This is a genomic window from Streptomyces sp. NPDC051310, from assembly GCF_044455245.1.
Lineage (GTDB): Bacteria > Actinomycetota > Actinomycetes > Streptomycetales > Streptomycetaceae > Streptomyces.
The window spans coordinates 257,266-281,434 of record NZ_JBITEO010000004.1 but is presented as its reverse complement, the minus strand read 5'-3'; the positions used below and the strand labels follow the sequence as shown (position 1 = coordinate 281,434).

Here is a 24,169-nt window from a genome sequence, read left to right as displayed (position 1 = left end):
TGGACCACTGACCTCGTAAACCATGAATAATTATGGGTTGCGTCGTAGATTCTTCGGCTTCGCCAGTGAGTCCGAAATTTCGGAATCGTTACTGTCCGGGCCTGTCGCGCCATACATCTCGCGTGACCCTCTCGAAGCGATCGAAGAGCCTCCTCGCCGCCGCCGTGCTCGCGGCCCTCGCCGGCTGCGGCGGCGCCGGCCACGACGGCACCGAGGCGCGGTCGACGAAGGCCGCCGTGCCCGCCCCGGTACCGAAGAAGGCCCCCGCCGGGCTCCCCGGCATGCCGCCCCTCCTGGACCCCCGGGACGTCTACGCCGCGGACCGCCCCCACATGCTCTCCCCGGTGGTCAGGAACTTCCCCTCCCGCGTCTACGTGCCCAACACCACCTCCAACACCGTCTCCGTCATCGACCCCGCCAGCTACAAGGTCGTCGACACCATCAAGGTGGGCGTCCAGCCCCAGCACGTGGTCCCGTCCTGGGACCTCAAGACGCTGTGGGTCAACAACAACCGCGGCCACACCCTCACCCCGATCGACCCGCGCACGGGCACCGCCGGGCCACCGGTCGAGGTCCACGACCCGTACAACCTCTACTTCACGCCCCACGGCAAGTACGCCGTCGTCATGGCCTCCCTCGACCGCGAGCTGGTCTTCCGCGACCCCCACACCATGGAGCGCGTCCATACCGAGCCGGTCTCCTGCTACGGCGTCAACCACGCCGACTTCTCCGCCGACGGCCGGTACTTCATCGTCTCCTGCGAGTTCTCGGGCGAACTGCTGAAGGTCGACACGGAGCGGATGAAGGTGGTCGGCCAGCAGAGACTGCCCTTCCGGGGCGCGATGCCGCAGGACGTCAAGCTGTCGCCGGACGGCAGGACCTTCTACATCGCCGACATGATGGCGCACGGCATGTGGGTGCTGGACGGCGAGGCGTTCACCGCACCGCGGCTGCTGCCGACCGGCAAGGGCTGCCACGGCCTGTACGTGTCCCGGGACTCCAAGGAGATGTACGTCTCCAACCGCGGCGAGGGGTCCGTCTCCGTCTTCGACTTCGCGCGCGGCGTCCTCACCAAGAAGTGGCACCTGCCGGACGGCGGCTCCCCGGACATGGGCGGCGTCTCCGCCGACGGCAAGGTGCTGTGGCTGTCCGGGCGGTACGACGCCGAGGTGTACGCGATCGACACGAGGACCGGCCGGCAGCTGGCCCGCATCCCGGTCGGCGGCGGCCCGCACGGCCTCGCGGTCTACCCCCAGCCCGGCCGCTACTCCCTCGGCCACACCGGCGTCTTCCGCTGACCGGCGCCCGGCACCGGCCCGGGCCCCGGTCCCGCCCCGACCGGCTGCGGCACAGCCCCGGGGGTCCGGTCCCGGCCCGGCTCGCAGCGGCTCATCCGGCGATGAACAGCGCCTCCGAGCCCACCGGCCGGTAGCCCGCCGCCTGGAACGCCCGCACACTGCGCGCGTTGCCCGGCGACTGCTGCGCCCACACCACCGCGTCCGGCACCAGGTGCCGGGCGGCGACCGCGAGGGCCCGGCCCAGACCCCCGCCACGGGCGTCCTCGTCCACCTCGACGGCGGCCTCCCAGCGGCCCGCGACGCCCCGCCCGAGCACCACCACACCGCCGTCGGCCGCCCAGACCCGTACGTCGTCCCGGAACTTCCACGCGCGGGCGACCCGGGGGTGGTCCGGGTCGGCGATCTCACGGAGCGCGAGCTCCGGGGCGCCGGGGAGGGCGGGCGCGGCCGTCAGCAGGTCGATGGTGTTCATGGGGCGGCCCGTGCGCGCCATGACGGCCGCGAGGAAGGCCGGGTTCATCGCGGCGGCAAGGGCGTCGCTCGCCGTGGCCGCCAGTTCCCGGCGGACCCACTGCGGGTCCTCGTCCAGGAAGACCACCGAGTGCGCGGTGAAGGCCAGCACACCGGCGTCCCGCGGGCTCGGCTGCGGCACCACCCGAACCGAGCCGTCGGGCGGCGGGAAGACACCGCGCGCCGCCGCCGCCAGGATGTCCGCCACCGCATCGCTCATGCCTCCATGGTCCACCACGGCCCCCGGACCGGAACCGAGGGGCCTGCCGATAATCTGACCGCCGTCAGTTATGCACCAAGAAGGGGTGGACCAGTGGCGGACATCGAGTCGGCGCGCAAGGCATTCGAGCGGTTCGACGTGAACGGGGACGGGCTGATCTCGGCCGCCGAGTACAAGAGCGTCATGGCGCAGCTCGGCGACTTCAACGTCACCGAGACCGTGGCCCAGGCCGTCATCAACTCCCAGGACGGCAACGGCGACGGCCTGCTCACCTTCGACGAGTTCTGGGCACACCTCAGCAAGGCGTGATCACAGGCACGGAGAACGGCGCCGTCCGGCGGTCCGGGCGGCGCCGTGCGCATGCCCGCACCCGGCTCGCCGTGGCCGCCGGCGTGCTCGCCGCCCTCGGGGCCGCCCTGCTCGGCCCGGGGATCGCCGCGCACGGCACGGGAGAGCTGCACATCCCCGCGGCCGGGACCACCACCCTGCTGCGCGTCGCCGTCTTCGCCGCCCTCGCGCTGCACCTCGGCGAACTCGCCGGGGCCCGGCTCGCGGGCGCCGGACCCCGGCCGTCCCCGTACGCCCTGGGTGCCGCCCTCGGGGGCGCCGCCGCGTCGGCGGGCCAGATCGTGGTGCTCGCCCGGGTGAGCGACCTGGACATCACCGCGGTCTACGGCACGCGGGACGGCGGGCTGCTGCTGGCCATGGCGAACGGTTTCGCCCTCGCGGCCGGCTGCGTGGCGCTGAAGCGGCCCGGGTACGCCGTGGCCCCGCTCGCGCTGGTGATCGGCGCGGAGGCGCTGCGCGCGCACCCCGAGCCGTACACCCCGGAGATCGGCACGGCCCTGACCGTCGTGCACCTGATCGCCGCGTCCTTGTGGACCGGGGGTCTGCTGTACGTGCTGCGCGTGGTGCGGCTGCGGGGCGGCGGGGCGCGGGAGGTGCTGCTGCGCTACGCCCGTCTCGCCGGCTGGCTCTACGCGGCGCTCGCCGTCACCGGCACGTGCTCGGCGCTGCGCCGGCTCCCGGCCGACGTCGTGCTCGGCTCCGCCTACGGCCGGGTCCTGCTGGCCAAGCTGGCGCTGATGGCCGTGGCGAGCGTCCTCGCCGTGGTCGCGCGCCGCCGGCTGGGGCACCGGGGCGGGGACGCGGCGACCCCCGCCCGCACCGAGCTGGCGGTGCTGGCGGGGGTCGTCGTGGTCTCGGCGCTGCTGACGGTCGTACCCGACCCGCACTGGGTCGGTACGCGCCTGTCGCTGCGCTGATCAGCACTCGATGATGTTCACCGCGAGACCGCCGCGCGCGGTCTCCTTGTACTTCACCGACATGTCGGCGCCGGTCTCCTTCATGGTCTTGATGACCTTGTCCAGGGAGACCTTGTGGCTGCCGTCGCCGCGCATCGCCATCCGCGCCGCCGTGACGGCCTTGACCGCCGCCATGCCGTTGCGCTCGATGCAGGGGATCTGCACCAGGCCGCCGACCGGGTCGCAGGTCAGGCCCAGATTGTGCTCCATGCCGATCTCGGCGGCGTTCTCCACCTGCTCCGGGGAGCCGCCCAGCACCTCGGCGAGGGCGCCGGCCGCCATCGAGCAGGCCGAGCCGACCTCGCCCTGGCAGCCGACCTCGGCGCCGGAGATCGAGGCGTTCTCCTTGAAGAGCATGCCGATCGCGCCCGCGGCGAGCAGGAAGCGGACCACGCCGTCCTCGTCCGCGCCGGGCACGAAGTTCATGTAGTAGTGCAGGACCGCGGGGATGATGCCCGCGGCGCCGTTGGTCGGGGCCGTCACGACGCGGCCGCCCGCGGCGTTCTCCTCGTTCACGGCCATGGCGTACAGCGTGATCCACTCCATGGCCAGGGCCTGGGCGTCGCCCTCCGAGCGCAGCTTGCGCGCGGTGGTGGCGGCGCGGCGGCGGACCTTCAGCCCGCCCGGCAGGATGCCCTCGCGGGACATGCCGCGGTCCACGCACGCCTGCATCACGCGCCAGATCTCCAGCAGGCCCTCGCGGATCTCGGTCTCCGTGCGCCAGGCCTTCTCGTTCTCCAGCATCAGGGCGGAGATCGACAGGCCGGTCTCCTTGGTCAGGCGCAGCAGCTCGTCACCGGTGCGGAAGGGGTGCTTCAGCACGGTGTCGTCGAGCTTGATCCGGTCCTCGCCGACCGCGTCCTCGTCGACGACGAACCCGCCGCCGACCGAGTAGTACGTCTTCTCCAGCAGCGTGCCGCCGTCGGCGTCGTACGCCCACAGGGTCATGCCGTTGGCGTGGTAGGGCAGCGCCTTGCGGCGGTGCAGGACCAGGTCCCGGTCGAAGTCGAAGGCGATCTCGTGCACGCCGAGCAGGCTGATGCGCGCCTCGCCCTTGATCCGCTCGACCTGCTCGTCGGCGGTCTCCACGTCGACCGTGCGGGGCGAGTTGCCCTCCAGGCCGAGGAGGACGGCCTTGGGGGTGCCGTGGCCGTGGCCGGTCGCGCCCAGCGAGCCGTACAGCTCGGCCCGTATCGAGGCGGTGTGGGCCAGCAGGCCCTCGTTCTTGAGCCGGCGGGCGAACATCCGGGCCGCCCGCATGGGGCCGACCGTGTGGGAGCTGGACGGGCCGATGCCGATCGAGAACAGGTCGAAGACCGAGATGGCCACGGGGGACTCCTTGGTTGGAAGACGTCGCTGTCTGCCGGGGTGGTGCAGGGACAACGGGATGGGGCGGGCATGCGGGGCAAGGGACGGGGCACCGCACTCACTGTCCAGTGTGCGCGGTGCCCCGCAGATCAGTCTGTTACGTACGTAACGCCGTATGGGCTACAGACCAGGGTAAAGCGGGTGCTTCGCGGCGAGGGCGGAGACCCGGGCCTTGAGCGCGTCGGCGTCGTAGGACGGCTTCAGCGCCTCGGCGATGATGTCGGCGACCTCGGTGAAGTCCTCGGCCTGGAAGCCGCGGGTGGCCAGGGCCGGGGTGCCGATCCGCAGACCCGAGGTGACCATCGGGGGCCGCGGGTCGTTCGGGATGGCGTTGCGGTTGACGGTGATGCCGACCTCGTGGAGCCGGTCCTCCGCCTGCTGGCCGTCGAGCTCGCTGTGGCGCAGGTCGACCAGGACCAGGTGGACGTCCGTGCCGCCGGTGAGGACCGACACGCCGTGCTCGGTGACGTCCGGCCGGACCAGGCGCTCGGCCAGGATGCGGGCGCCGTCCAGGGTGCGCTGCTGGCGCTCCTTGAACTCCTCGCTCGCGGCGACCTTGAAGGCCACGGCCTTCGCGGCGATCACGTGCTCCAGCGGACCGCCCTGCTGGCCCGGGAAGACCGCGGAGTTGATCTTCTTGGCGAGCTCGGCCGTCGACAGGATCACACCGCCGCGCGGGCCGCCCAGCGTCTTGTGCGTCGTGGTGGTGACCACGTGGGCGTGCGGGACGGGGGAGGGGTGCAGACCGGCCGCGACCAGGCCCGCGAAGTGCGCCATGTCGACCATGAGGTACGCGCCCACCTCGTCCGCGACGCGGCGGAAGGCGGCGAAGTCGAGCTGGCGCGGGTAGGCGGACCAGCCGGCGACGATCAGCTTCGGCTTGTGCTCCTTGGCGAGCTTCTCGACCTCGGCCATGTCGACCTGGCCGGTGGCGTCGTCGACGTGGTACGCGACCACGTTGTAGAGCTTGCCGGAGAAGTTGATCTTCATGCCGTGGGTCAGGTGCCCGCCGTGGGCGAGGTTCAGACCCATGATGGTGTCGCCCGGCTTGAGCAGCGCGAACATCGCGGCGGCGTTCGCCTGGGCGCCGGAGTGCGGCTGCACGTTGGCGTGCTCGGCGCCGAACAGGGCCTTGATGCGGTCGATGGCGATCTGCTCGACCACGTCGACGTGCTCGCAGCCGCCGTAGTACCGGCGGCCGGGGTAGCCCTCGGCGTACTTGTTGGTGAGGACCGAGCCCTGGGCCTCCATGACCGCGACCGGGGCGAAGTTCTCCGAGGCGATCATTTCCAGGGTGGACTGCTGGCGGTGGAGCTCGGCGTCGACGGCGGCGGCGACGTCCGGGTCCAGCTCGTGGAGAGGGGTGTTCAGAAGCGACATCGGGAAGGTCCTTAAGCCTTAAGAGCCGGAGAACTCGGTGTACTCGTCGGCGGAGAGCAGGTCCTTCGGCTCCTCGCTGACGCGCACCTTGAAGAGCCAGCCGCCCTCGAAGGGAGCGGTGTTCACCAGCGACGGGTCGTCCACGACCTCCTGGTTGACCTCGGTGACCTCGCCGGTCACCGGCGAGTACAGGTCGCTGACGGACTTGGTCGACTCCAGCTCACCACAGGTCTCGCCCGCGGTCACCGTCTCGCCGACCTCCGGGAGCTGGACGTACACGACGTCGCCGAGGGCGTTCGCCGCGTGCTCCGTGATGCCGACCGTCGACACGCCGTCCTCGGCGGCCGACAGCCACTCGTGCTCCTTGCTGAAGCGCAGCTGCTGGGGGTTGCTCATGACTGGGATTCTCCTGTACGCGGGGGAGTGCTGGTGAACGGGGGAGTGGTGCGGGGCGTCACTTCTGGCGCTTGTAGAAGGGGAGCGCCACGACCTCGTACGGCTCATGGGTACCGCGGATGTCGACGCCGACGCCCGGCGTCCCCGGCGCGGCGTGCGCCGCGTCCACGTAGGCCATGGCGATCGGCCTGCCCAGCGTCGGGGACGGCGCGCCCGAGGTGACCTCGCCGATCACCGTGCCGTCCGCCACCACCTGCATCCCGGCGCGCGGGACCCGGCGGCCCTCGGCGACCAGGCCCACGAGCTTGCGCGGCGGGGCGGTCCGCGCCCGCTCGGCGGCGGCCGCCAGGGCCTCGCGGCCCACGAAGTCGCCCTCCTTCTCGAACTTGACCACCCGGCCCAGCCCCGCGTCGAACGGGGTCAGGGACGTGGTCAGCTCGTGCCCGTACAGCGGCATGCCCGCCTCCAGGCGCAGCGTGTCGCGGCAGGACAGCCCGCACGGGATCAGGCCCGCGTCCCGGCCCGCCTCCGTCAGCGCCTGCCACAGCTTCTCGGCGTGCTGCGGCTCCACGAACAGCTCGAAACCGTCCTCGCCGGTGTAGCCCGTCCGGGCGATCAGCGCGGGCACGCCCGCCACGGTGCCCGGCAGCCCGGCGTAGTACTTCAGCCCGTCCAGGTCCGCGTCCGTGACCGACTTCAGGATGCCGGGCGACTCCGGGCCCTGGATCGCGATCAGCGCGTACGCGTCCCGGTCGTCGCGCACGGCGGCGTCGAAGCCCGCGGCCCGCTCGGTGAGCGCGTCGAGCACGACCTGCGCGTTGGAGGCGTTGGCGACGACCATGTACGTGGCCTCGGCGAGGCGGTAGACGATCAGGTCGTCGAGGATCCCGCCGTCCTCCCGGCAGATCATCGTGTACCGGGCGCGGCCGACGGCGACGCCGCCGATGTTGCCGACCAGCGCGTGGTCGAGCAGGGCGGCGGCCTGCGGACCCGTCACGGTGATCTCACCCATGTGGGAGAGGTCGAAGAGGCCGGCCCTGGTCCGGACGGCGGTGTGCTCGTCGCGCTCGCTCCCGTACCGCAGCGGCATGTCCCAGCCCGCGAAGTCGGTCATGGTCGCGCCGAGCGCCCGATGCACGGCATCGAGGGCGGTGAGGCGTGGGGCAGTGCTCATGGATGTGGCTCCCGGGTCCCGGAACGGGCATGGCTCGAAGACGGTCCTCCCCATCTGTCATCGGAACCTGAGAGGTTCACCGTGACCGTACGGAGGTGTGGAGACGCGTGCGGTCTTCGGCTTGCACCTTGGGTGGAGCCGCCACGGCGGCCCGCTTTTCAGATCTGCCTCATCCACGCGGTACGGGGCCTGAGAGATTCAAGGGAGGAACTTGCTCCTTCGGCGCCCGGGCTGACCCGGAACTCTCCCGCGCGGATTCAAGCGGCCGGTATGCGGTTGTGGCGGTCGCACACCTGTGTGTGCGCCGGCGCGCACATCATTGCACGCGGGGTCTGATCGGCAAATCGCTTGTGCCTTATTACCCGTTCTTTACACTTCTTGGGCAAGGGTCGGGGAAGGCCGAGCCCGAGCAGGGGGAGTGAGCGATGACGTTGCAGCGGTGGGGTTCCACCCGGCGCGGTCCGGTGGAGCATGCCTGCGCGGCGACCGGCGCGCCCGCGGGTGCCATGCCCGGCGCCGCGACCCGGACGGCCGTATCCGGCGTGGTGACCGGTGCCGTCCCCGCGCGCCGCCGCCCGGCACCGGCCGCGCCCGTCCTGCGCGACCTGCGGGACCGCGCGGGGCGCTGCCCGCGCACGCTCGGCTTCGCCGACGGCGACCTGGTGGTCGTCTCCGGCCTGCCCGGCAGCGGCAAGTCCACCCTCATCGCCCGCGCGGCCGGCGGACGCGGCATCGACTCGCAGGACACCCGCGAGCGCTGGGAGGAGCGGATGCCCCGCTTCCTGCCGTACGCCGTGTACCGCCCGCTCGTCCGGATCGCCCACTACGCCGGGCTCCACCGCACGCTGCGCTCCGGCTCCGGTGTGGTCGTCCACGACTGCGGCACCCAGGCCTGGGTGCGGCGCTGGCTCGCCCGCGAGGCCCGCCGGCGCGGCAGGGCCCTGCACCTGGTCCTGCTCGACGTCTCCCCCGGGGAGGCCCGCGAGGGCCAGCGCCACCGGGGGCGCGGTGTGTCCGGGTACGCCTTCGCGCGCCACCGCAGGGCGGTCGGGCGGCTGGTGCGGGACGCCGAGAAGGGGATCCTGCCCGCCGGCTGCGCCTCCGCGGTCCTGCTGGACCGCCCGGCCGCGGCGGCGCTGACCCGCATCACGTTCGGCTGAGCCGCGACCCGGGCGCTAGGGTGCTGGCGCAGGCCCCGCGCGGTGGGACGCGCGGGACGGGGACGAGGGGACACCAGTGGACACTGCCTGGCCGGTCAACGAGCTCGAAGAGGTGCTCACCGCCTCTCTCGGCAACCCGGCGGCCGGAGGCCGCCTCGTAGAGGTGCTGGGCCGCAGTCCCGTCTGGGTGCCCCTGCCCAAGGGCGGCGGCCCCGACAGCCCCGACCTCGACCTGCCGATGCTGGAGCTCGAGGGCCAGGCGTACGTCCCCGTCTTCAGCTCCGAGCAGCAGTTCCTGCACTGCGTGGGCCCCCACATGGCGTACACCGTCGCACCCGCCGTCGAGTTCGCCCGCGGCCTGCCCCCGCAGGTGGGCATCGCGGTGAACCCCGGCGGTGCCGTCGGCGCGCCCCTCCCGCCGCCCGCGGTCGCCGAGCTGTGCCGGATCGGCCGCACCCCCCTGGACGGCCCCGCGAGCGGCGGCCGGGTGCGCCTGTACGAGCCGTACTGGCAGGAGGACCCGGTCGACTTCCTGGCCGCCGCGGCCGACGAGTTCCGGTCCGCCGGCATCGTGCTCACCGCCCGCCGCGCCCTCGCCTGCGTCGAGGGGGACCCCCCGTCGCTCTTCATCGGTGTGCAGCTCTCCTCCTGGGAGGGCGCCGACCGTAACGTACCCATGGACGCGCTCGGCCGGGCGCTGGGCCGCGTCCAGGTGCCCTGGCCGGTCAACCTCGTCCTGCTCGACATCGCGCAGGACCCGGTCGGCGACTGGATGCTGGAGAAGGTGCGCCCCTTCTACCAGCACGAGCAGCGGTAGACGCACATAAGCTGGTGCGGTGGATCGACGAGGGGCGGGACCCAGGGTGAGCGCGCAAGGCACCGCGGCGGCCGGACAGGCAGCCGGGCGGATCGAGCAGCTGCTGAGCCAGGTCACGCCCGGACGCTACGACGCGTACGAGGCGCTGCTGGCGGCCCTCGCCGACGCCCCGCTGTGGATGCTGCTCTGGCACGGCCGGGCCGGCTCGCCCGACGCCCAGTACGGGAACATGGAGGTCGACGGCCTCGGCTACGCGCCGTGCGTCACCTCCGCCCAGGAGCTCGCCGTCTCCGGCTGGAACCGCGCCCACGAGGTCATCACCGGCCGTGACATCGCCCGCGCCCTGTACCCCGACCGCTGGGGCGTCTGGCTCAACCCGCACGCCCCCGGCGGCGGTGTCGGCATCCCCTGGCCCGACCTGCGCCGGATCGCCACCGGATTGGACCGGATGCCCGCGGGGCCGCTGAAGCTCTCCGAACCCGCCATCCAGATCCCGCAGTTCTACGCCCTGCTCACGCAGAACGCCCACCGCACCCCGGCCGTCCGCTCGCTGCGCCGCGCCTGGGTGCAGCCCGCGCTCGGCTCCCCGTACCTCGCCATCGGCCTGGACCTGTACGACACGACGCAGACGTCCGTCGACGCGGTGCGCACCATGATGAGCCAGTCGATCGCGGCCGTCCCCGACGGGCTGCCCGTCTCGACGGTCGCCATGTCCGACGAGTACGACCCGGTGACGATGTGGCTGCGGGCCAACGCCCGGCCCTTCTACGACCGCGAGGCCCACGTGACCGCGCCCGTCGCGGGCGGGTACGGCTATCCCCCGGGCGCGCCCCGCACGCCGTGACGCGTGTCCGTTCTGCCGAACTACCGCCCGAGTTGGTCCGCTGAGGCGATCATCCCGTCCGCATAACGGAAGCCACCGGACCGCATCACGGTTGCGCAAACATTCCCCGCCAGGTCTGGCGGGTGATCGCGAACCCATTGAAGACTCCCCCCAACCAGGGGGTGTCGCACATTCGTGCAGCGCAACGCACCCCTCCTGAGCACCTGCACCACGGACCGCATCGCAGACCCGGGCGGCCCGTAGAGGCGCTGCCGGCGACCGTCGGCACGGGCGAGCACGAGGGACGATGACCGCACCCATGGAGACCACCGGAGCACAGGCCGAGGCAGCGCCTGAGGCCGTACTCGCAGGCGTCAAGTCCGACCAGATCGAGGGACGTTCACTCGGACAGATCGCCTGGACCCGCTTCAAGCGGGACAAGCTGGCCGTCACCGGCGGAGTCGTCGTCATCCTCCTCATCCTGATCGCGGTGCTGTCCCGACCGCTCCAGGCGCTCCTCGGCCTCGACCCGAACGCCCTCCAGCAGGACCTCATCGACCCGAACACCTCGCTGCCCAAGGGGTCGTTCGGCGGCATGAGCCTGGACCACCCGCTGGGCGTCGACCCGAAGTTCGGCCGCGACATCCTCGCCCGCATCCTCGAGGGGTCCTGGGTCTCGCTGGTCGTCGCCTTCGGCGCCACGGTCCTGTCCAACGTCATCGGCGTGGTGCTCGGCCTGATGGCCGGCTACTACGGCGGCCGTGTGGACACCGTCATCAGCCGGCTCATGGACACGTTCCTCGCGTTCCCGCTGCTGCTGTTCGCCATCGCCATCTCGGCGACCCTCCAGGGAGGTGCCTTCGGTCTGGAGGGCCTGCCCCTCCACATCAGCGTGCTCATCTTCGTCATCGGCTTCTTCAACTGGCCCTACATGGCCCGTATCGTCCGCGGTCAGACGCTGGCGCTGCGGGAACGCGAGTTCATCGACGCCTCGCGCGGAATGGGGGCCCGCGGCCCGTACATCCTCTTCCGCGAGCTGCTGCCGAACCTCGTAGGACCCATCACCGTCTACGCCACGCTGCTCATCCCGACCAACATCATCTTCGAGGCGTCGCTCAGCTTCCTCGGGGTCGGTATCCAGCCGCCGCAGGCCTCATGGGGAGGCATGCTCAGGGAGGCGGTCACGTTCTTCGAGGTCGACCCGCAGTTCATGCTCGTCCCCGGCCTCGCGATCTTCATCACCGTACTGGCCTTCAACCTGCTCGGTGATGGCCTTCGGGACGCTCTCGATCCGCGCAGCCGCTGAAGGCCGCGCACCACCGGGACCGTGCCCGACCAATTGTCGGAACAAAAAGGGGAGTTCGACGAAAATGCGAAGGTCAGCAGTGGCCGCACTCGCGGTCGTCAGCAGTGCGAGCCTGCTCCTCGCGGGCTGCAGCAAGGCGGACGACGGCAGCGGCGAGGACGGCGCCAAGGGCAATGCCAAGGCGAACGCGGCGACGACCGGGGTCGTCAACGTCTCGGACAAGACGGGCGGCACGGTCACCTACGCGATGGCCGACGCCCCCGAGTCCTTCGACCCGGGCAACACGTACTACGCCTTCCTCTACAACTTCAGCCGCCTCTACGCGCGTCCGTTGACGACCTTCAAGCCGGCCCCCGGCGAGAAGGGCAACGAGCTCGTGCCGGACCTCGCCGAGTCGATGGGCGTCCCGACCGACGGCGGCAAGACGTGGACGTACAAGCTCCGCAAGGGCGTCAAGTACGACGACGGCACGCCGGTCACCGCCAAGGACGTGAAGTACGCGGTCGAGCGTTCCAACTTCGCGCGTGACGTGCTCTCCAACGGCCCCAACTACTTCCAGACGCTGCTCGACGGCGGGGACAAGTACAAGGGCCCGTACAAGGACAAGAGCGACAAGGGCCTGGCGTCCATCCAGACCCCGGACGACCACACCATCGTCTTCAAGCTCAACCAGCCGTTCGCGGACTTCGACTACCTGGTCAGCGCCCCGCAGACCGCTCCGGTGCCGAAGGCCAAGGACAAGGGCGCGCAGTACACCTCCTCCGTGGTCTCCTCGGGCTCGTACAAGTTCGAGACCTACCAGGAGGGCAAGCAGGTCGTCCTGACCCGCAACGAGCACTGGGACGCCAAGACCGACCCGCTGCGCAAGCAGTACCCGGACAAGATCGTCCTGAACATGAAGGTCAACCAGGCGACCATCGACAAGGACCTGATGGCCGGCGAGATCATCGCCGACCTGAAGGGCGCGGGCGTCGACGCCCAGACCCAGGCGCAGGTGATGGCCAAGGAGGACCTCAAGGCCAACACCGACAACGCCTACGGCGGCCGCCTCGTCTACACGGCGATCAACACCAAGGTGAAGCCGTTCGACAACGTCGAGTGCCGCAAGGCCGTGCAGTACGCCATCGACAAGGTCTCCGTGCAGACTTCGATGGGCGGGCCGATCCGCGGCGAGATCGCCTCGACGATCATGCCGAACGACCTTCCCGGCTACCAGAAGTTCGACCTGTACACCACCGAGGGCAACAAGGGTGACGCGGCCAAGGCCAAGCAGCACCTGAAGGCCTGCGGCCAGGAGAAGATCTCCACCTTCATCTCCGCGCGCAGCGAGCGCCAGAGCGAGGTCGACGCCGCCACCGCCGTCGTCGCGTCGCTGAAGAAGGTCGGCATCGACGCCAAGATCAAGCAGTACCCGGGCAGCAAGTACTTCACGGACTACGCGGGTGTCCCCTCCTTCACCAAGAAGGAGAACATCGGTCTGATGATGATGCAGTGGGGCTCCGACTGGCCGACCGGCTACGGCTACCTGAAGCAGATCCTGCACGGCAAGGCCATCAGCCAGTCCGGCAACACCAACCTCTCCGAGCTGGACGACCCGGCGATCAACAAGCTGTTCGACCAGGCCATCGCGAACACCGACAAGGCGGCGCGTGACGCGGCCTACGCGGAGATCGACAAGAAGGCCATGGAGCAGGCGGTCATCGTCCCGCTGACCTACTTCAAGGTCCTGCACTACCGCTCGCCGTACGGCACCAACATGACGGCCTCCTCGGCGTGGAGCGGTCAGTACGACTACCTCAACATCGGCACCACGAAGAAGTAGCCCCGGAAGGCAGGTGAAGGCATTGGTGCCCGCGGTTCCCCGCGTCCCCCGACGCGCGGCCCGCGGGCACCGGCGCCGGTCCCCGTGATCTCGTACATCATCCGCCGGCTGATAGCAGCGGTGATCCTGCTGCTGGTCGTCACGGCGGTCACCTTCGGCATCTTCTTCGTCCTGCCGAAGCTGGCCGGACAGACCGCCGATCAGCTGGCCCAGCAGTACATCGGCAAGAACCCCACGCCCGAGGACATCGCGGCGGTCAAGCGGAACCTTGGCCTCGACGAACCGGTCTACGTGCAGTACTGGGACTTCGTCAGGGGACTCGTCGGCGGCGCCACCTACGACCAGGGGCCGACCTCCGTACGGTGCGACGCACCCTGCTTCGGGTACTCCTTCAAGACCCACATGGAGGTCTGGCCGGAGCTGGTCGACCGGCTGCCGATCACCATCTCGCTCGCCATCGGTGCCGCCCTGCTGTGGCTGGTCTCCGGCGTCCTGGTCGGCGTGGTCTCGGCGCTCAAGCCCGGCTCGTTCTTCGACCGGGCCGCCATGGGCGGTGCGCTCGCCGGCGTCTCGCTGCCCATCTTCTTCACCGCCCAGCTGTTCCTGCTGCTCTTCAGCTACAAGCTGGAGATCTTCGGACGGACCTACGTGCCGTTCACCGAGAACCCCTCGCAATGGGCGAACACCCTCTTCCTGCCGTGGTGTTCGCTGGCCCTGCTCTACGCGGCGATCTACGCCCGCCTCACCCGCTCCGGGATGCTGGAGGCGATGAGCGAGGACTTCATCCGCACCGCGCGCGCCAAGGGCCTGCGCGAGCGCCGGGTGGTCGCCAAGCACGGCCTGCGGGCCGCGCTCACCCCGATCGTCACCGTCTTCGGCATGGACATCGGCCTGCTGCTCGGCGGTGCGGTCATCACCGAGTCCGTGTACTCGCTGCACGGCATCGGCGAGTACGCGGTGCAGTCGATCGTCGCCAACGACCTGCCGCCGATCCTCGGCGTCACCCTGCTCGCCGCGTTCTTCGTCGTCTTCCTCAACCTCGTGGTTGACCTTCTGTACGCCGTCGTCGACCCGCGCGTGAGGGTGTCATGACCGAACTGTCCAAGAGCGGCGCCGCGGTGGGGGAGCCGGTGCACAGCCCGCCGTCGCAGGCCTTCCTCGACGTACGCGACCTCAAGGTCCACTTCCCCACCGACGACGGCCTGGTCAAGTCCGTCGACGGCCTCTCCTTCCAGCTGGAGAAGGGCCGCACGCTGGGCGTCGTCGGCGAGTCCGGCTCCGGCAAGTCCGTCACCTCGCTCGCGATCATGGGCCTGCACCGGCTCGGGGCGCGCGGCAAGAACGTACGGATGAGCGGTGAGATCTGGCTCGACGGCAAGGAGCTGGTGAACGCCGACCCCGACGAGGTGCGGCGGCTCCGCGGCCGCGAGATGGCGATGATCTTCCAGGACCCGCTGTCCGCGATGCACCCGTACTACACGGTGGGCAGCCAGATCGTGGAGGCCTACCGCGTCCACCACAAGGTGCCGAAGAAGGTCGCCCGCGCCCGGGCCGTCGAGCTGCTGGATCGCGTCGGCATCCCCGAGCCCGGCAAGCGCGTGGACTCCTACCCGCACGAGTTCTCGGGCGGCATGCGCCAGCGCGCGATGATCGCGATGGCGCTCGTCAACAACCCCGAACTGCTCATCGCGGACGAGCCGACGACCGCACTGGACGTGACCGTCCAGGCGCAGATCCTCGACCTGATCCGGGACCTGCAGAAGGAGTTCGGCTCGGCGGTCATCATCATCACCCACGACCTGGGCGTGGTCGCCGAGATCGCCGACGACATCCTGGTGATGTACGGCGGCCGGTGCGTGGAGCGCGGGCCGGTCGACACGATCTTCTCCGCGCCGCAGCACCCCTACACCTGGGGCCTGCTCGGCTCGATGCCCCGCATCGACCGGGAGCAGACCGACCGGCTCATCCCGGTCAAGGGCCAGCCGCCGTCCCTGATCAACGTGCCGAGCGGCTGCGCGTTCAACCCGCGCTGCCCGTACGCGGACGTGCCGAAGGGCGGGATCACCCGCACCGAGCGTCCGGACCTGCGTGAGGTGGGCTCCGGCCACTTCTCCGCCTGCCACATGCCGCAGGAGGAGCGCACGCGGATCTGGACCGAAGAGATTGCGCCGAAGCTGTGACCAACGAACCGACCCACACGACCGGCTCCTCCTCCGACACCCTGCTGAAGGTCGAGGGCCTGGTCAAACACTTCCCCATCAAGAAGGGCGTGCTGCGGCGGCAGGCCGGCGCGGTCAAGGCGGTCGACGGCATCGACTTCGAGGTGCGCCGCGGGGAGACCCTGGGCGTGGTCGGCGAGTCGGGCTGCGGCAAGTCCACGATGGGCCGGCTGATCACGCGCCTGCTGGAGCCCAGCGGCGGCAGGATCGAGTTCGACGGCACGGACATCACGCACCTCAACACGGCCGGGATGCGGCCGCTGCGGCGCGACATCCAGATGATCTTCCAGGACCCGTACGGCTCCCTGAACCCGCGCCACACCATCGGGACCATCGTCTCCGCGCCCTTCCGGCTGCAGGGCGTGGAGCCCGAGGGCGGCGTGAAGAAGGAGGTCCAGGGTCTGCTGGAGCGCGTCGGCCTGAGCCCCGAGCACTACAACCGCTACCCGCACGAGTTCTCCGGCGGCCAGCGCCAGCGCATCGGCATCGCCCGCGCGCTGGCGCTGAAGCCGCGGCTCGTCGTCGCGGACGAGCCGGTCTCGGCGCTGGACGTCTCCATCCAGGCGCAGGTCGTGAACCTGCTGGACGACCTCCAGCAGGACCTCGGCCTCACGTACGTGATCATCGCGCACGACCTGTCGGTCGTCCGGCACGTCTCGGACCGGATCGCGGTGATGTACCTCGGCAAGATCGTGGAGCTGGCGGACCGGACCTCGCTGTACGAGGCGCCGATGCACCCGTACACCAAGGCCCTGATGTCGGCGGTGCCGGTCCCGGACCCCAGGCGCCGGCACGCCAAGAGCGAGCGCATCCTGCTCAAGGGCGACGTGCCGTCGCCGATCTCCCCGCCGAGCGGCTGCCGCTTCCACACGCGGTGCTGGAAGGCGACGGAGGTCTGCACGGTCCAGGAGCCCCCGCTGCTGGAGCTGGCCCCGGGCCGGCGGGTCGCCTGCCACCACCCGGAGAACGCCCCCGACCAGGTCCCGGGCGACGCGCTGCTGGCCTCGGCGGGCGAGGCGATCGAGATCGTCCCGGCGACGAAGGCGGTGGCGGAGGCGGCCGAGGCCGAGGCGGCGGACGCCGAGGCGGCGGCCGTGGCGGAGGTGCCGCCGGTGGCGGCCGAAGCCGGGGCTCCGGCTCCCGAGGTGGCGGCGGAGCAGGGCGAGGCCACGGCTTCCGGGGCGCCGGCCTCCGGGGAGTCGTCGTCGAAGGGCGAGGCTCCGGCTCCCGAGGTGGCATCGCAGGACGAGGCCACGGCTTCCGGGGCTCCGGCGCCGGACGAGGCAGCGGCTTCCGGGGCGCCGGCCTCCGGGGAGTCGTCGAAGGGCGAGGCCACGGCTTCCGGGGCTCCGGCGCCGGACGAGGCCGCGGCTACCGAGGCGGCGTCGAAGGACGAGGCTCCGGAGAAGCCCTGACCCGTGCGGACGCGGCGCGGGGGCCCGCCCCCCGCCGCGGGTCCGCCCGCGGAGCGCCGGCCGCCGGGGCCGGGTTCGCCCGGAAGCCGGGGGCGCCCGCCGGGTGAGCTCCCGGCGGGCCGGTCGTCCGGCGGAGCGGAGCCCTCCGCCGGAGGCGGCACAATTGTGCGGTGCTCCAGGAATTGTTCACGCCGTCCGTCCAACACGCGCTCGACCTCGCCGGCATCTTCGTCTTCGCGATCTCCGGCGCGCTCCTTGCGGTCCGCAAGAACTTCGACGTGTTCGGCATCGCCGTCCTCGCCGAGGTCACGGCGCTCGGCGGCGGGCTGTTCCGGGACCTCGTGATCGGCGCGGTGCCGCCCGCCGCCTTCACCGACCTCGGCTACTTCGTCATGCCCCTGGTCGCGACCGTCCTCGTTTTCTTCCTGCACCCCCAGGTCGAGCGCACCCAGAACGCCGTCAACGTCTTCGACGCCGCGGGCCTCGGCCTCTTCTGCGTCTCCGGCACGACCAAGGCGTACGAGCACGGGCTCGGGCTGACCTTCTCCGCCGTGCTCGGGCTCGCCACCGGGGTGGGCGGCGGCGTGCTGCGCGACGTCCTCGCCAACGAGGTCCCCTCGCTGCTCCGCTGGGACCGGGACCTGTACGCCGTGCCCGCCATCGTCGGCGCCACGATGGTGGCGCTCTGCATCCGCTTCGAGATGCTGAACCCCTTCACCAGCGGCCTCGCGGCCCTGACCACGTTCGTGCTCCGGCTTCTCGCCATGCGCTTCCACTGGCGGGCGCCGCGCGCCTGGAACCGCCGTTCCGCCCGCTCCGAGGAAGAGCTGCCGGGAAAAGCTACCGCTTAGTAGTTTCCTGCTGTACGGTTCCGAGCCATGGACAGCGAGTTCGACCGCGACACCGCGGTGACCCTGCGCGAGCCGGGCGTCTACGACGCAGAGCTCTCCGCCGGCTGGACGATCATCTCCGCCGTCAACGGCGGCTACCTGCTCGCCCTGCTGGGCCGCGCCCTCGGGGAGGCCCTGCCGCACCCGGACCCGTTCACCGTCTCGGCGTACTACCTGACGCCCTCCGTGCCCGGCCCGGCCGTCATCCGGACCGAGACCGTCCGCACCGGCCGGACGCTCTCCACGGGCCAGGCGTCCCTCTTCCAGTACGGGCCGGACGGCGCCGAGGTCGAGCGCATCCGGGTCCTCGCCTCCTACGGCGACCTCGACGCGCTCCCCGACGACGTGCGCACCTCGGCCAAGCCGCCCGCCATCCCGCCCCGCGAGCACTGCCTCGGCCCCGCGGACGGCCCCGCGCCCATCCCCGGTTCCTCGGCCATCACCGAGCGCCTCGACATCAAGCTCGACCCCGCCACCCTGGGCTGGGCCCTCGGCGCGCCCTCCGGGAAGGGCAAGATGCGCGGCTGGTTCGGGCTGGCGGACGGCCGCGACCCCGATCCGCTGTCGCTGCTCCTGACCGTCGACGCGCTGCCCCCGACCTCGTTCGAGCTCGGCCTGACCGGCTGGACCCCGACCGTCGAGCTCACCACGCACATACGCTGCCGCCCGGCCCCCGGCCCGCTGCGCGTCTTCATCACCACCCGCAACCTCGCCGGCGGCTTCCTGGAGGAGGACGCCGAGGTCTGGGACACCGCCGACCGTCTGGTCGCCCAGTCCCGCCAACTGGCCCGCGCGCCGCGCTAGAGAGGGTCCCCCCTGGTCCCATTCGTCGAGCGCCTCGCCGCCCCCGTGCGCACCAGCCACCGGGACGCCGGGGCGCTCCTCGCGTCGGGGCGGCCGGGCGCGGACAGGTCAGTCCAGCCAGTGGCGGCGCCCCAGGGCGACCAGCCGCAGCTGCCGCCGCGCGGTGCGCGCCACCCGCTCGTACTCCCCGCGGTCCTGTGCCGCACGCTCCTGCGCCGCGCGCTCCCCGAGCTCGCCGTCCCGGGGCTCGCGGTCGGGGCCGACGGCCAGGAACGCCGAGGCGGTCATCACCATGTGGTCCACATAGAGCCCCGCGAGCATCAGGAGATCGTCCCGGTCCCAGCCGCGTGACTCCGGCTGCCGTGCCAGCTCGTCGGCCACCTCCCGGACGAACAGGTCGAGTTGTCCGCCGATCGCCTCCCGCACGCGCCGTACGCCGCCGTGCCGCTCGCGGACGATGAACCGGACGTGAGCGGGGTACCCGTGGACCAGGTCGGCGATCAACTCGACTGCCGCGGCGATCCGTTCGCCGCTGTCCCCGGTCGTCGCCAGTGTCGTACGGAGCGTCTCGTGCAGACTGCCGAGGGCCTCGTCGACCAGCGCGACGCCCAGGTCGGCGGTGTCGCGGAAGTGGCGGTAGAAGGCCGCCGGGGCGACGCCGACGGCGCGGGTGACCTCGCGCAGGCCGAGGCTGCTCAGGCTCTGCTCCTCCAGGAGCAGCAGGGCGGCGTCCAGCAGGGCCTGACGGGTCTTCTGCTTCTGGGCCCGGCGGATCCCGGTCCCCGTCCCGGCGGTGTGACTCATTCCATGAGTAAACAACCGTTCTCCCCGGCGCGACAGTCATCGGAGTCGTTAGACTGGGTAGTCAGTGAACAACTGTTTCCGATCCAGGAGGTTGTTTCCGATGCTCTTCCTCGTGGCAGCCCTGCTCCTGCTGGGGGTGCTCATGGGGTCCGTGGCCCATGTGCCCCTGCCGGTCACCGTCGTGGCGGCCGCCGTCATCGGCGCCTGGCTGCTGGTCTTCGCCGCACGCGAGCGGCGGCGGCACCGCCACCACTGACGCACCACCACCACCGGCGTTCGCCACGGACGCACACCACGGCACGTCACCGCGGTGGCTGACGCCACCGTCTTCACCGAGAGGAGCGTCGTCATGGAACTCACCGCACCGCCCCGGAGCCGCACCGGCATCCGGGATGCCGACGGCATGGCCGTCGCCGCGTTCGTCCTGGGACTGCTGGGGCTGCTGGTCCTCAACATCATCCTCGGGCCCATCGCCATCGGACTCGCGCTGCTGGCCCTGCGCCGCGGTACCGCACGCCGCGGGCGCGCGCTGCTCGGTCTCGGCCTCGGCATCGCGGACCTGGTGGTCCTCGCCGTGCTGGCCTCGGCCGACGGCACGCTCTCCTGGAACTTCGGCTGACGGACCGGGCCCGGCCGCGGCCCCCCGCCACGCGGACCGCGTGCTGACCGCGTCCTGACCGCACCGGGCGGCCTCCGGCCCCGGGGAGCCTCGTAGAATCGAGGCACCATGGCCTACCTCGACCACGCCGCGACCACTCCGATGCTCCCGGAGGCGATCGAGGCGATGACCGCCCAGCTCGCCGTCACCGGCAACGCGTCCTCGCTGCACGCCGCCGGCCGCCGGGCCCGCCGTACCGTCGAGGAGGCCCGCGAGATCCTCGCCGAGGCGCTGGGGGCACGCCCCAGCGAGGTCGTCCTCACCTCGGGGGGTACGGAATCGGACAATCTCGCCGTCAAGGGTCTGTACTGGGCCCGGCGCGATGCCGATCCGCGCCGCGTGCGGGTGCTGGCCAGCCCCGTCGAGCACCACGCCGTCCTCGACGCCGTGCACTGGCTCGGCGAGCACGAGGGCGCGACCGTCGAGTACCTGCCCGTCGACGCGTACGGACGCGTCCACCCCGACGCGCTGCGCGAGGCCGTCGAGCGGGACCCGGAGAGCGTCGCGCTCATCACCGTGATGTGGGCCAACAACGAGATCGGCACCGTCATGCCGGTCGCCGAACTCGCGGCGGTGGCCCGGGAGTTCGGCATCCCCCTGCACTCCGACGCGGTCCAGGCGTTCGGTCAGGTCCCGGTCGGCTTCGCCGCCTCGGGCCTCGCCGCCCTGACCGTGTCCAGCCACAAGATCGGCGGCCCGTACGGCATCGGCGCCCTGCTGCTGGGCCGCGAGCACAGCCCCGTGCCGGTGCTGCACGGCGGCGGCCAGGAGCGGCACGTCCGCTCCGGCACCCTCGACGTCCCGGCCGTCGCCGCCTTCGCGGTGGCCGCGCGCCTGGCCGCCGAGCGCCGCGAGCAGCACGCCCGGGACGTCGGCGCCCTGCGCGACCGGCTGATCGAGGCCGTCCGCGCGGCCGTCCCGGACGCCGTCCTCGGCGGGGACCCGGACGCGGCCGGCCGCCTGCCCGCCAACGCCCACTTCGCCTTCCCCGGCTGCGAGGGCGACTCGCTGCTGCTGCTCCTGGACGCCCAGGGCATCGAGTGCTCCACCGGCTCCGCCTGCACGGCGGGCATCGCCCAGCCCAGCCATGTGCTGCTGGCCACCGGTACCGATCCCGGCCTGGCCCGCGGCACCCTGCGCTTCACGCTCGGCCACACCTCCACGGACGCGGACGTCGACGCCGTCGCGAAGGCCATCGGCCCGGCGGTGGAGCGGGCCCGCACGGCCGGCCTCAGCTAGGGAGCCCCGCCGCCGCGGCCCGTACCAGGCGCATGTACCGGTCCCAGTCCCAGTGCGGGCCCGGGTCGGTGTGGTCGGTGCCCTCCACCTCCACGTGGCCGATGATGTGCTCCCGGTCGACCGGTATCCCGTACCGGGCGCAGATCCCCGCCGTCAGCCGCGCCGACGCCTCGTACATCGCCGCCGTGAAGTCCTGCGGGCGGTGCACGAAACCCTCGTGCTCGATGCCGATGCTGCGTTCGTTCATGTCGCGGTTCCCGGCGTGGAAGGCCACGTCCAGCTCGCGGATCATCTGGGCGACGTGGCCGTCCTTGCGGACGACGTAGTGGGTCGCCGCGCCGTGCCCGGGGTTCTTGAACACCTTCAGGGCCGTGGGGAAGCTGCCCTGGACGACATGGATCACCACCCGGTCGATCGTGTAGTCGTCCGGCCGGTCCGCCCGCCGCCAGTTCGCCCGCGCCGCCGCCGTCCACTGCGCGCCCTGGTGGTCCAGCTCGCCCTCGACGCGCTTCTTCTCCATGCCGGGCAGCCGCCACCAGGCACGTCTCAGTTCGTCCCGGGCCAGCACGGCCGTACCGACGACGGCCGCGCCGCCGCCGATCAGCACCGCGCGCCGGCCGACTCCCCGCCTGTGAGCACTCCCCATGTGATCGTCAACGCATGCGCATGCGTATTCGGTTCCCGGGTCCTCCCGCCCGCCCCGTACCCTGGTGGGGCTATGACTGAGACTTCCCCGCGCCCCCTCCGCGTCCTCGCCGCCATGTCGGGCGGCGTGGACTCCGCCGTCGCCGCCGCCCGTGCCGCCGAAGCCGGGCACGACGTCACCGGGGTGCACCTGGCCCTGTCCGCCAACCCGCAGTCCTTCCGCACCGGCGCCCGCGGCTGCTGCACCATCGAGGACTCGCGCGACGCGCGCCGCGCGGCCGACGTCATCGGCATCCCGTTCTACGTGTGGGACCTGGCCGAGCGGTTCCGCGAGGACGTGGTCGAGGACTTCGTCGCCGAGTACGAAGCCGGCCGCACCCCCAACCCGTGCCTGCGCTGCAACGAGAAGATCAAGTTCGCGGCGCTGCTCGACAAGGCGCTCGCGCTCGGCTTCGACGCGGTCTGCACCGGCCACTACGCCACGGTCGTGACCCGCGAGGACGGCAGCCGCGAGCTCCACCGCGCCTCCGACATGGCCAAGGACCAGTCGTACGTCCTCGGCGTGCTCGACGAGCGCCAGCTCGCCCACGCCATGTTCCCGCTGGGCGACACCCTCACCACCAAGGACGAGATCCGCACGGAGGCCGAGCGGCGCGGCCTGGCCGTCGCGAAGAAGCCCGACAGCCACGACATCTGCTTCATCGCCGACGGCGACACCCAGGGCTTCCTCGCCTCCCGGCTGGGCAGGGCGGAGGGCGACATCGTCGACGAGTCCGGCGCCAAGGTCGGTACGCACGAGGGCGCGTACGGCTTCACCATCGGCCAGCGCAAGGGCCTGCGCATCGGCCACCCGGCGCCCGACGGCAAGCCGCGCTACGTGCTGGACATCTCGCCCGTGGACAACCGGGTGACCGTCGGCCCCGCCGAGGCCCTGGACGTCACCGCGCTGACCGCGATCAAGCCCCGCTGGTGCGGCACGGCGCCCTCCGGCACCGGCACGTACACCGCCCAGCTCCGCGCGCACGGCGGCGAGACCCCGGTGACGGCCTCCCTGGAGGGCGGCGAGCTGCGGGTCACCTTCGACGAGCCGGTCCGCGGCGTGGCCCCCGGCCAGGCGATCGTCCTGTACGACGGCACCCGCGTGGTCGGCTCGGCGACCATCGCGACGACCACGCGGCGCGGCGCGGCGGCGGCCACGGCCTGACCCGGCCCGCGGGTCCGGGCCGCGGGGAGGTGCGCGGTGAGGGGCCGGGGCGGCCGCGGCCCCGTCGGCGGGGTCCGCTCCGGGACCGGTGCACCGGCGGTGACCGGCCGCCGACTCCCCCGGCCCTGTTCCCGCGCGGGCCCGTAGGGTTGCGTCGTGAACATCTGTGTCTTCCTCTCCGCCGCCGACCTCGACGAGCGCTACACGGTCCCGGCCCGCGAGTTCGCCGAACTGCTGGGCAAGGCCGGCCACACCCTGGTGTGGGGCGGCTCCGACGCCGGCCTCATGAAGGTCGTCGCGGACGGCGTCCAGGACGCCGGCGGCCGGCTGGTCGGCGTCTCCGTGGAGTTCCTGTCCCACAAGGCCCGCCCCGGCGTCGACGAGATGGTCGTCGCCAAGGACCTCGCCGAGCGCAAGGCGCTCCTGCTGGCCAGGGCCGACGCGATCGTGATCATGGTCGGCGGTACGGGCACCCTCGACGAGGCCACCGAGATCCTGGAGCTGAAGAAGCACGGCCTGCACGGCAAGCCGGTCGTGCTGCTCAACACCGCCGGGTTCTACGACGGCCTGAAGGAGCAGTTCCGGCGGATGGACGCCGAGGGCTTCCTCCCCGTGCCCCTGACGGACCTGGTGTTCTTCGCGGAGGACGGCGTCGCCGCCCTCGCGTACCTGGAGGAGACCGCCGGGATCCGGTAGCGGGCCGGCAGTGCGAG

25 protein-coding genes and 1 riboswitch are annotated in these 24,169 nt (G+C 71.8%); of the genes, 18 read left to right on the top strand and 7 right to left on the bottom strand.

Translation table 11 applies throughout. From position 1 onward, the window contains the following. Positions 1 to 122 precede the first annotated feature (122 nt). Positions 123 to 1,298: a YncE family protein gene (locus tag ACIA79_RS08350; RefSeq protein ID WP_399427353.1), complete on the top strand. Its 1,176-nt coding sequence runs from the start codon at positions 123 to 125 to the stop codon at positions 1,296 to 1,298. 91 nt (positions 1,299 to 1,389) lie between these two features. Here ACIA79_RS08350 and ACIA79_RS08345 read toward each other — a convergent pair whose 3' ends face one another. Beyond that, positions 1,390 to 2,028 carry a GNAT family N-acetyltransferase gene (locus tag ACIA79_RS08345; RefSeq protein ID WP_399427352.1) on the bottom strand — a complete coding sequence of 213 codons (639 nt, stop codon included), beginning with the start codon at positions 2,026 to 2,028 and terminating at the stop codon, positions 1,390 to 1,392. Between the two features lie 93 nt (positions 2,029 to 2,121). On the opposite strand from ACIA79_RS08345, the gene ACIA79_RS08340 reads away from it, so the two are divergent. Both ACIA79_RS08340 and ACIA79_RS08335 read left to right on the top strand, forming a co-directional pair. Continuing rightward, a complete protein-coding gene (locus tag ACIA79_RS08340; protein WP_031073624.1) occupies positions 2,122 to 2,337 on the top strand; it encodes an EF-hand domain-containing protein in 216 nt (71 codons plus the stop codon). Continuing rightward, positions 2,334 to 3,293: a CopD family protein gene (locus ACIA79_RS08335; protein WP_399427351.1), complete on the top strand. Its 960-nt coding sequence runs from the start codon at positions 2,334 to 2,336 to the stop codon at positions 3,291 to 3,293. The genes ACIA79_RS08340 and ACIA79_RS08335 overlap by 4 nt, the downstream gene beginning before the upstream one ends. Here ACIA79_RS08335 and ACIA79_RS08330 read toward each other — a convergent pair whose 3' ends face one another. From ACIA79_RS08330 to gcvT, 4 genes are all read right to left on the bottom strand, one after another. Next, entirely contained in the window at positions 3,294 to 4,661 is a 1,368-nt protein-coding gene (locus ACIA79_RS08330; RefSeq protein ID WP_399427350.1) for an L-serine ammonia-lyase, read from the bottom strand. 159 nt (positions 4,662 to 4,820) lie between these two features. Beyond that, positions 4,821 to 6,080 (bottom strand): serine hydroxymethyltransferase, encoded by a 1,260-nt coding sequence (gene glyA, locus ACIA79_RS08325; protein ID WP_399427349.1) that lies wholly within the window; start codon positions 6,078 to 6,080, stop codon positions 4,821 to 4,823. Between the two features lie 18 nt (positions 6,081 to 6,098). Continuing rightward, positions 6,099 to 6,476: a glycine cleavage system protein GcvH gene (gcvH, locus tag ACIA79_RS08320; protein ID WP_399427348.1), complete on the bottom strand. Its 378-nt coding sequence runs from the start codon at positions 6,474 to 6,476 to the stop codon at positions 6,099 to 6,101. Positions 6,477 to 6,534: 58 nt separating this feature from the next. After that, on the bottom strand, positions 6,535 to 7,650 hold the full coding sequence (gene gcvT / locus ACIA79_RS08315) for a glycine cleavage system aminomethyltransferase GcvT (RefSeq protein ID WP_399427347.1): 1,116 nt from the start codon (positions 7,648 to 7,650) through the stop codon (positions 6,535 to 6,537). A 168-nt stretch (positions 7,651 to 7,818) separates the two neighbouring features. Continuing rightward, positions 7,819 to 7,910: riboswitch (glycine riboswitch) on the bottom strand. Between the two features lie 165 nt (positions 7,911 to 8,075). On the opposite strand from gcvT, the gene ACIA79_RS08310 reads away from it, so the two are divergent. From ACIA79_RS08310 to ACIA79_RS08265, 10 genes are all read left to right on the top strand, one after another. Beyond that, positions 8,076 to 8,810 carry an AAA family ATPase gene (locus ACIA79_RS08310; protein WP_399427346.1) on the top strand — a complete coding sequence of 245 codons (735 nt, stop codon included), beginning with the start codon at positions 8,076 to 8,078 and terminating at the stop codon, positions 8,808 to 8,810. Between the two features lie 76 nt (positions 8,811 to 8,886). Then, positions 8,887 to 9,627, top strand: coding sequence for an enhanced serine sensitivity protein SseB (locus ACIA79_RS08305; RefSeq protein ID WP_399427345.1), 741 nt, complete (start codon positions 8,887 to 8,889; stop codon positions 9,625 to 9,627). A gap of 46 nt (positions 9,628 to 9,673) precedes the next feature. Further along, a complete protein-coding gene (locus ACIA79_RS08300) occupies positions 9,674 to 10,471 on the top strand; it encodes an enhanced serine sensitivity protein SseB C-terminal domain-containing protein (protein WP_399427344.1) in 798 nt (265 codons plus the stop codon). Between the two features lie 286 nt (positions 10,472 to 10,757). Continuing rightward, the gene (locus tag ACIA79_RS08295) at positions 10,758 to 11,756 is read left to right on the top strand and encodes an ABC transporter permease (protein ID WP_399427343.1); all 999 of its coding nucleotides are present in this window, start codon (positions 10,758 to 10,760) and stop codon (positions 11,754 to 11,756) included. Between the two features lie 64 nt (positions 11,757 to 11,820). Continuing rightward, a complete protein-coding gene (locus tag ACIA79_RS08290; protein WP_399427342.1) occupies positions 11,821 to 13,578 on the top strand; it encodes an ABC transporter substrate-binding protein in 1,758 nt (585 codons plus the stop codon). An 84-nt stretch (positions 13,579 to 13,662) separates the two neighbouring features. Beyond that, positions 13,663 to 14,670 (top strand): ABC transporter permease, encoded by a 1,008-nt coding sequence (locus tag ACIA79_RS08285; RefSeq protein ID WP_399427341.1) that lies wholly within the window; start codon positions 13,663 to 13,665, stop codon positions 14,668 to 14,670. Then, positions 14,667 to 15,758 carry an ABC transporter ATP-binding protein gene (locus tag ACIA79_RS08280; RefSeq protein WP_399427339.1) on the top strand — a complete coding sequence of 364 codons (1,092 nt, stop codon included), beginning with the start codon at positions 14,667 to 14,669 and terminating at the stop codon, positions 15,756 to 15,758. Before ACIA79_RS08285 ends, ACIA79_RS08280 begins: the two co-directional genes overlap by 4 nt. Beyond that, the gene (locus ACIA79_RS08275; protein ID WP_399427338.1) at positions 15,755 to 17,212 is read left to right on the top strand and encodes a dipeptide ABC transporter ATP-binding protein; all 1,458 of its coding nucleotides are present in this window, start codon (positions 15,755 to 15,757) and stop codon (positions 17,210 to 17,212) included. Before ACIA79_RS08280 ends, ACIA79_RS08275 begins: the two co-directional genes overlap by 4 nt. A gap of 170 nt (positions 17,213 to 17,382) precedes the next feature. Beyond that, the gene (locus ACIA79_RS08270) at positions 17,383 to 18,063 is read left to right on the top strand and encodes a trimeric intracellular cation channel family protein (protein WP_399427337.1); all 681 of its coding nucleotides are present in this window, start codon (positions 17,383 to 17,385) and stop codon (positions 18,061 to 18,063) included. A 27-nt stretch (positions 18,064 to 18,090) separates the two neighbouring features. Next, entirely contained in the window at positions 18,091 to 18,906 is an 816-nt protein-coding gene (locus ACIA79_RS08265) for a thioesterase family protein (RefSeq protein ID WP_399427336.1), read from the top strand. A 108-nt stretch (positions 18,907 to 19,014) separates the two neighbouring features. Here ACIA79_RS08265 and ACIA79_RS08260 read toward each other — a convergent pair whose 3' ends face one another. Then, positions 19,015 to 19,710, bottom strand: a complete 696-nt coding sequence (locus tag ACIA79_RS08260; protein ID WP_399427335.1) for a TetR family transcriptional regulator — start codon at positions 19,708 to 19,710, stop codon at positions 19,015 to 19,017. Positions 19,711 to 19,810: 100 nt separating this feature from the next. Here ACIA79_RS08260 and ACIA79_RS08255 point away from each other — a divergent pair, with 100 nt between their 5' ends. The 3 genes from ACIA79_RS08255 to ACIA79_RS08245 all read left to right on the top strand — a co-directional run bounded on the left by ACIA79_RS08255 (position 19,811) and on the right by ACIA79_RS08245 (position 21,607). Further along, positions 19,811 to 19,966 carry a hypothetical protein gene (locus ACIA79_RS08255; RefSeq protein WP_199819758.1) on the top strand — a complete coding sequence of 52 codons (156 nt, stop codon included), beginning with the start codon at positions 19,811 to 19,813 and terminating at the stop codon, positions 19,964 to 19,966. 93 nt (positions 19,967 to 20,059) lie between these two features. Continuing rightward, positions 20,060 to 20,329, top strand: a complete 270-nt coding sequence (locus ACIA79_RS08250) for a DUF4190 domain-containing protein (RefSeq protein WP_399427333.1) — start codon at positions 20,060 to 20,062, stop codon at positions 20,327 to 20,329. Between the two features lie 108 nt (positions 20,330 to 20,437). Continuing rightward, positions 20,438 to 21,607, top strand: a complete 1,170-nt coding sequence (locus ACIA79_RS08245) for a cysteine desulfurase family protein (RefSeq protein ID WP_399427332.1) — start codon at positions 20,438 to 20,440, stop codon at positions 21,605 to 21,607. Here ACIA79_RS08245 and ACIA79_RS08240 read toward each other — a convergent pair. Continuing rightward, positions 21,600 to 22,253: an N-acetylmuramoyl-L-alanine amidase gene (locus tag ACIA79_RS08240; RefSeq protein WP_399427331.1), complete on the bottom strand. Its 654-nt coding sequence runs from the start codon at positions 22,251 to 22,253 to the stop codon at positions 21,600 to 21,602. The genes ACIA79_RS08245 and ACIA79_RS08240 overlap by 8 nt on opposite strands. Before the next feature lie 72 nt (positions 22,254 to 22,325). Here ACIA79_RS08240 and mnmA point away from each other — a divergent pair, with 72 nt between their 5' ends. Both mnmA and ACIA79_RS08230 read left to right on the top strand, forming a co-directional pair. Further along, entirely contained in the window at positions 22,326 to 23,456 is a 1,131-nt protein-coding gene (gene mnmA / locus ACIA79_RS08235; RefSeq protein ID WP_399427330.1) for a tRNA 2-thiouridine(34) synthase MnmA, read from the top strand. A gap of 156 nt (positions 23,457 to 23,612) precedes the next feature. Next, positions 23,613 to 24,152, top strand: coding sequence for a TIGR00730 family Rossman fold protein (locus tag ACIA79_RS08230; RefSeq protein WP_399427329.1), 540 nt, complete (start codon positions 23,613 to 23,615; stop codon positions 24,150 to 24,152). Positions 24,153 to 24,169 lie beyond the last annotated feature (17 nt).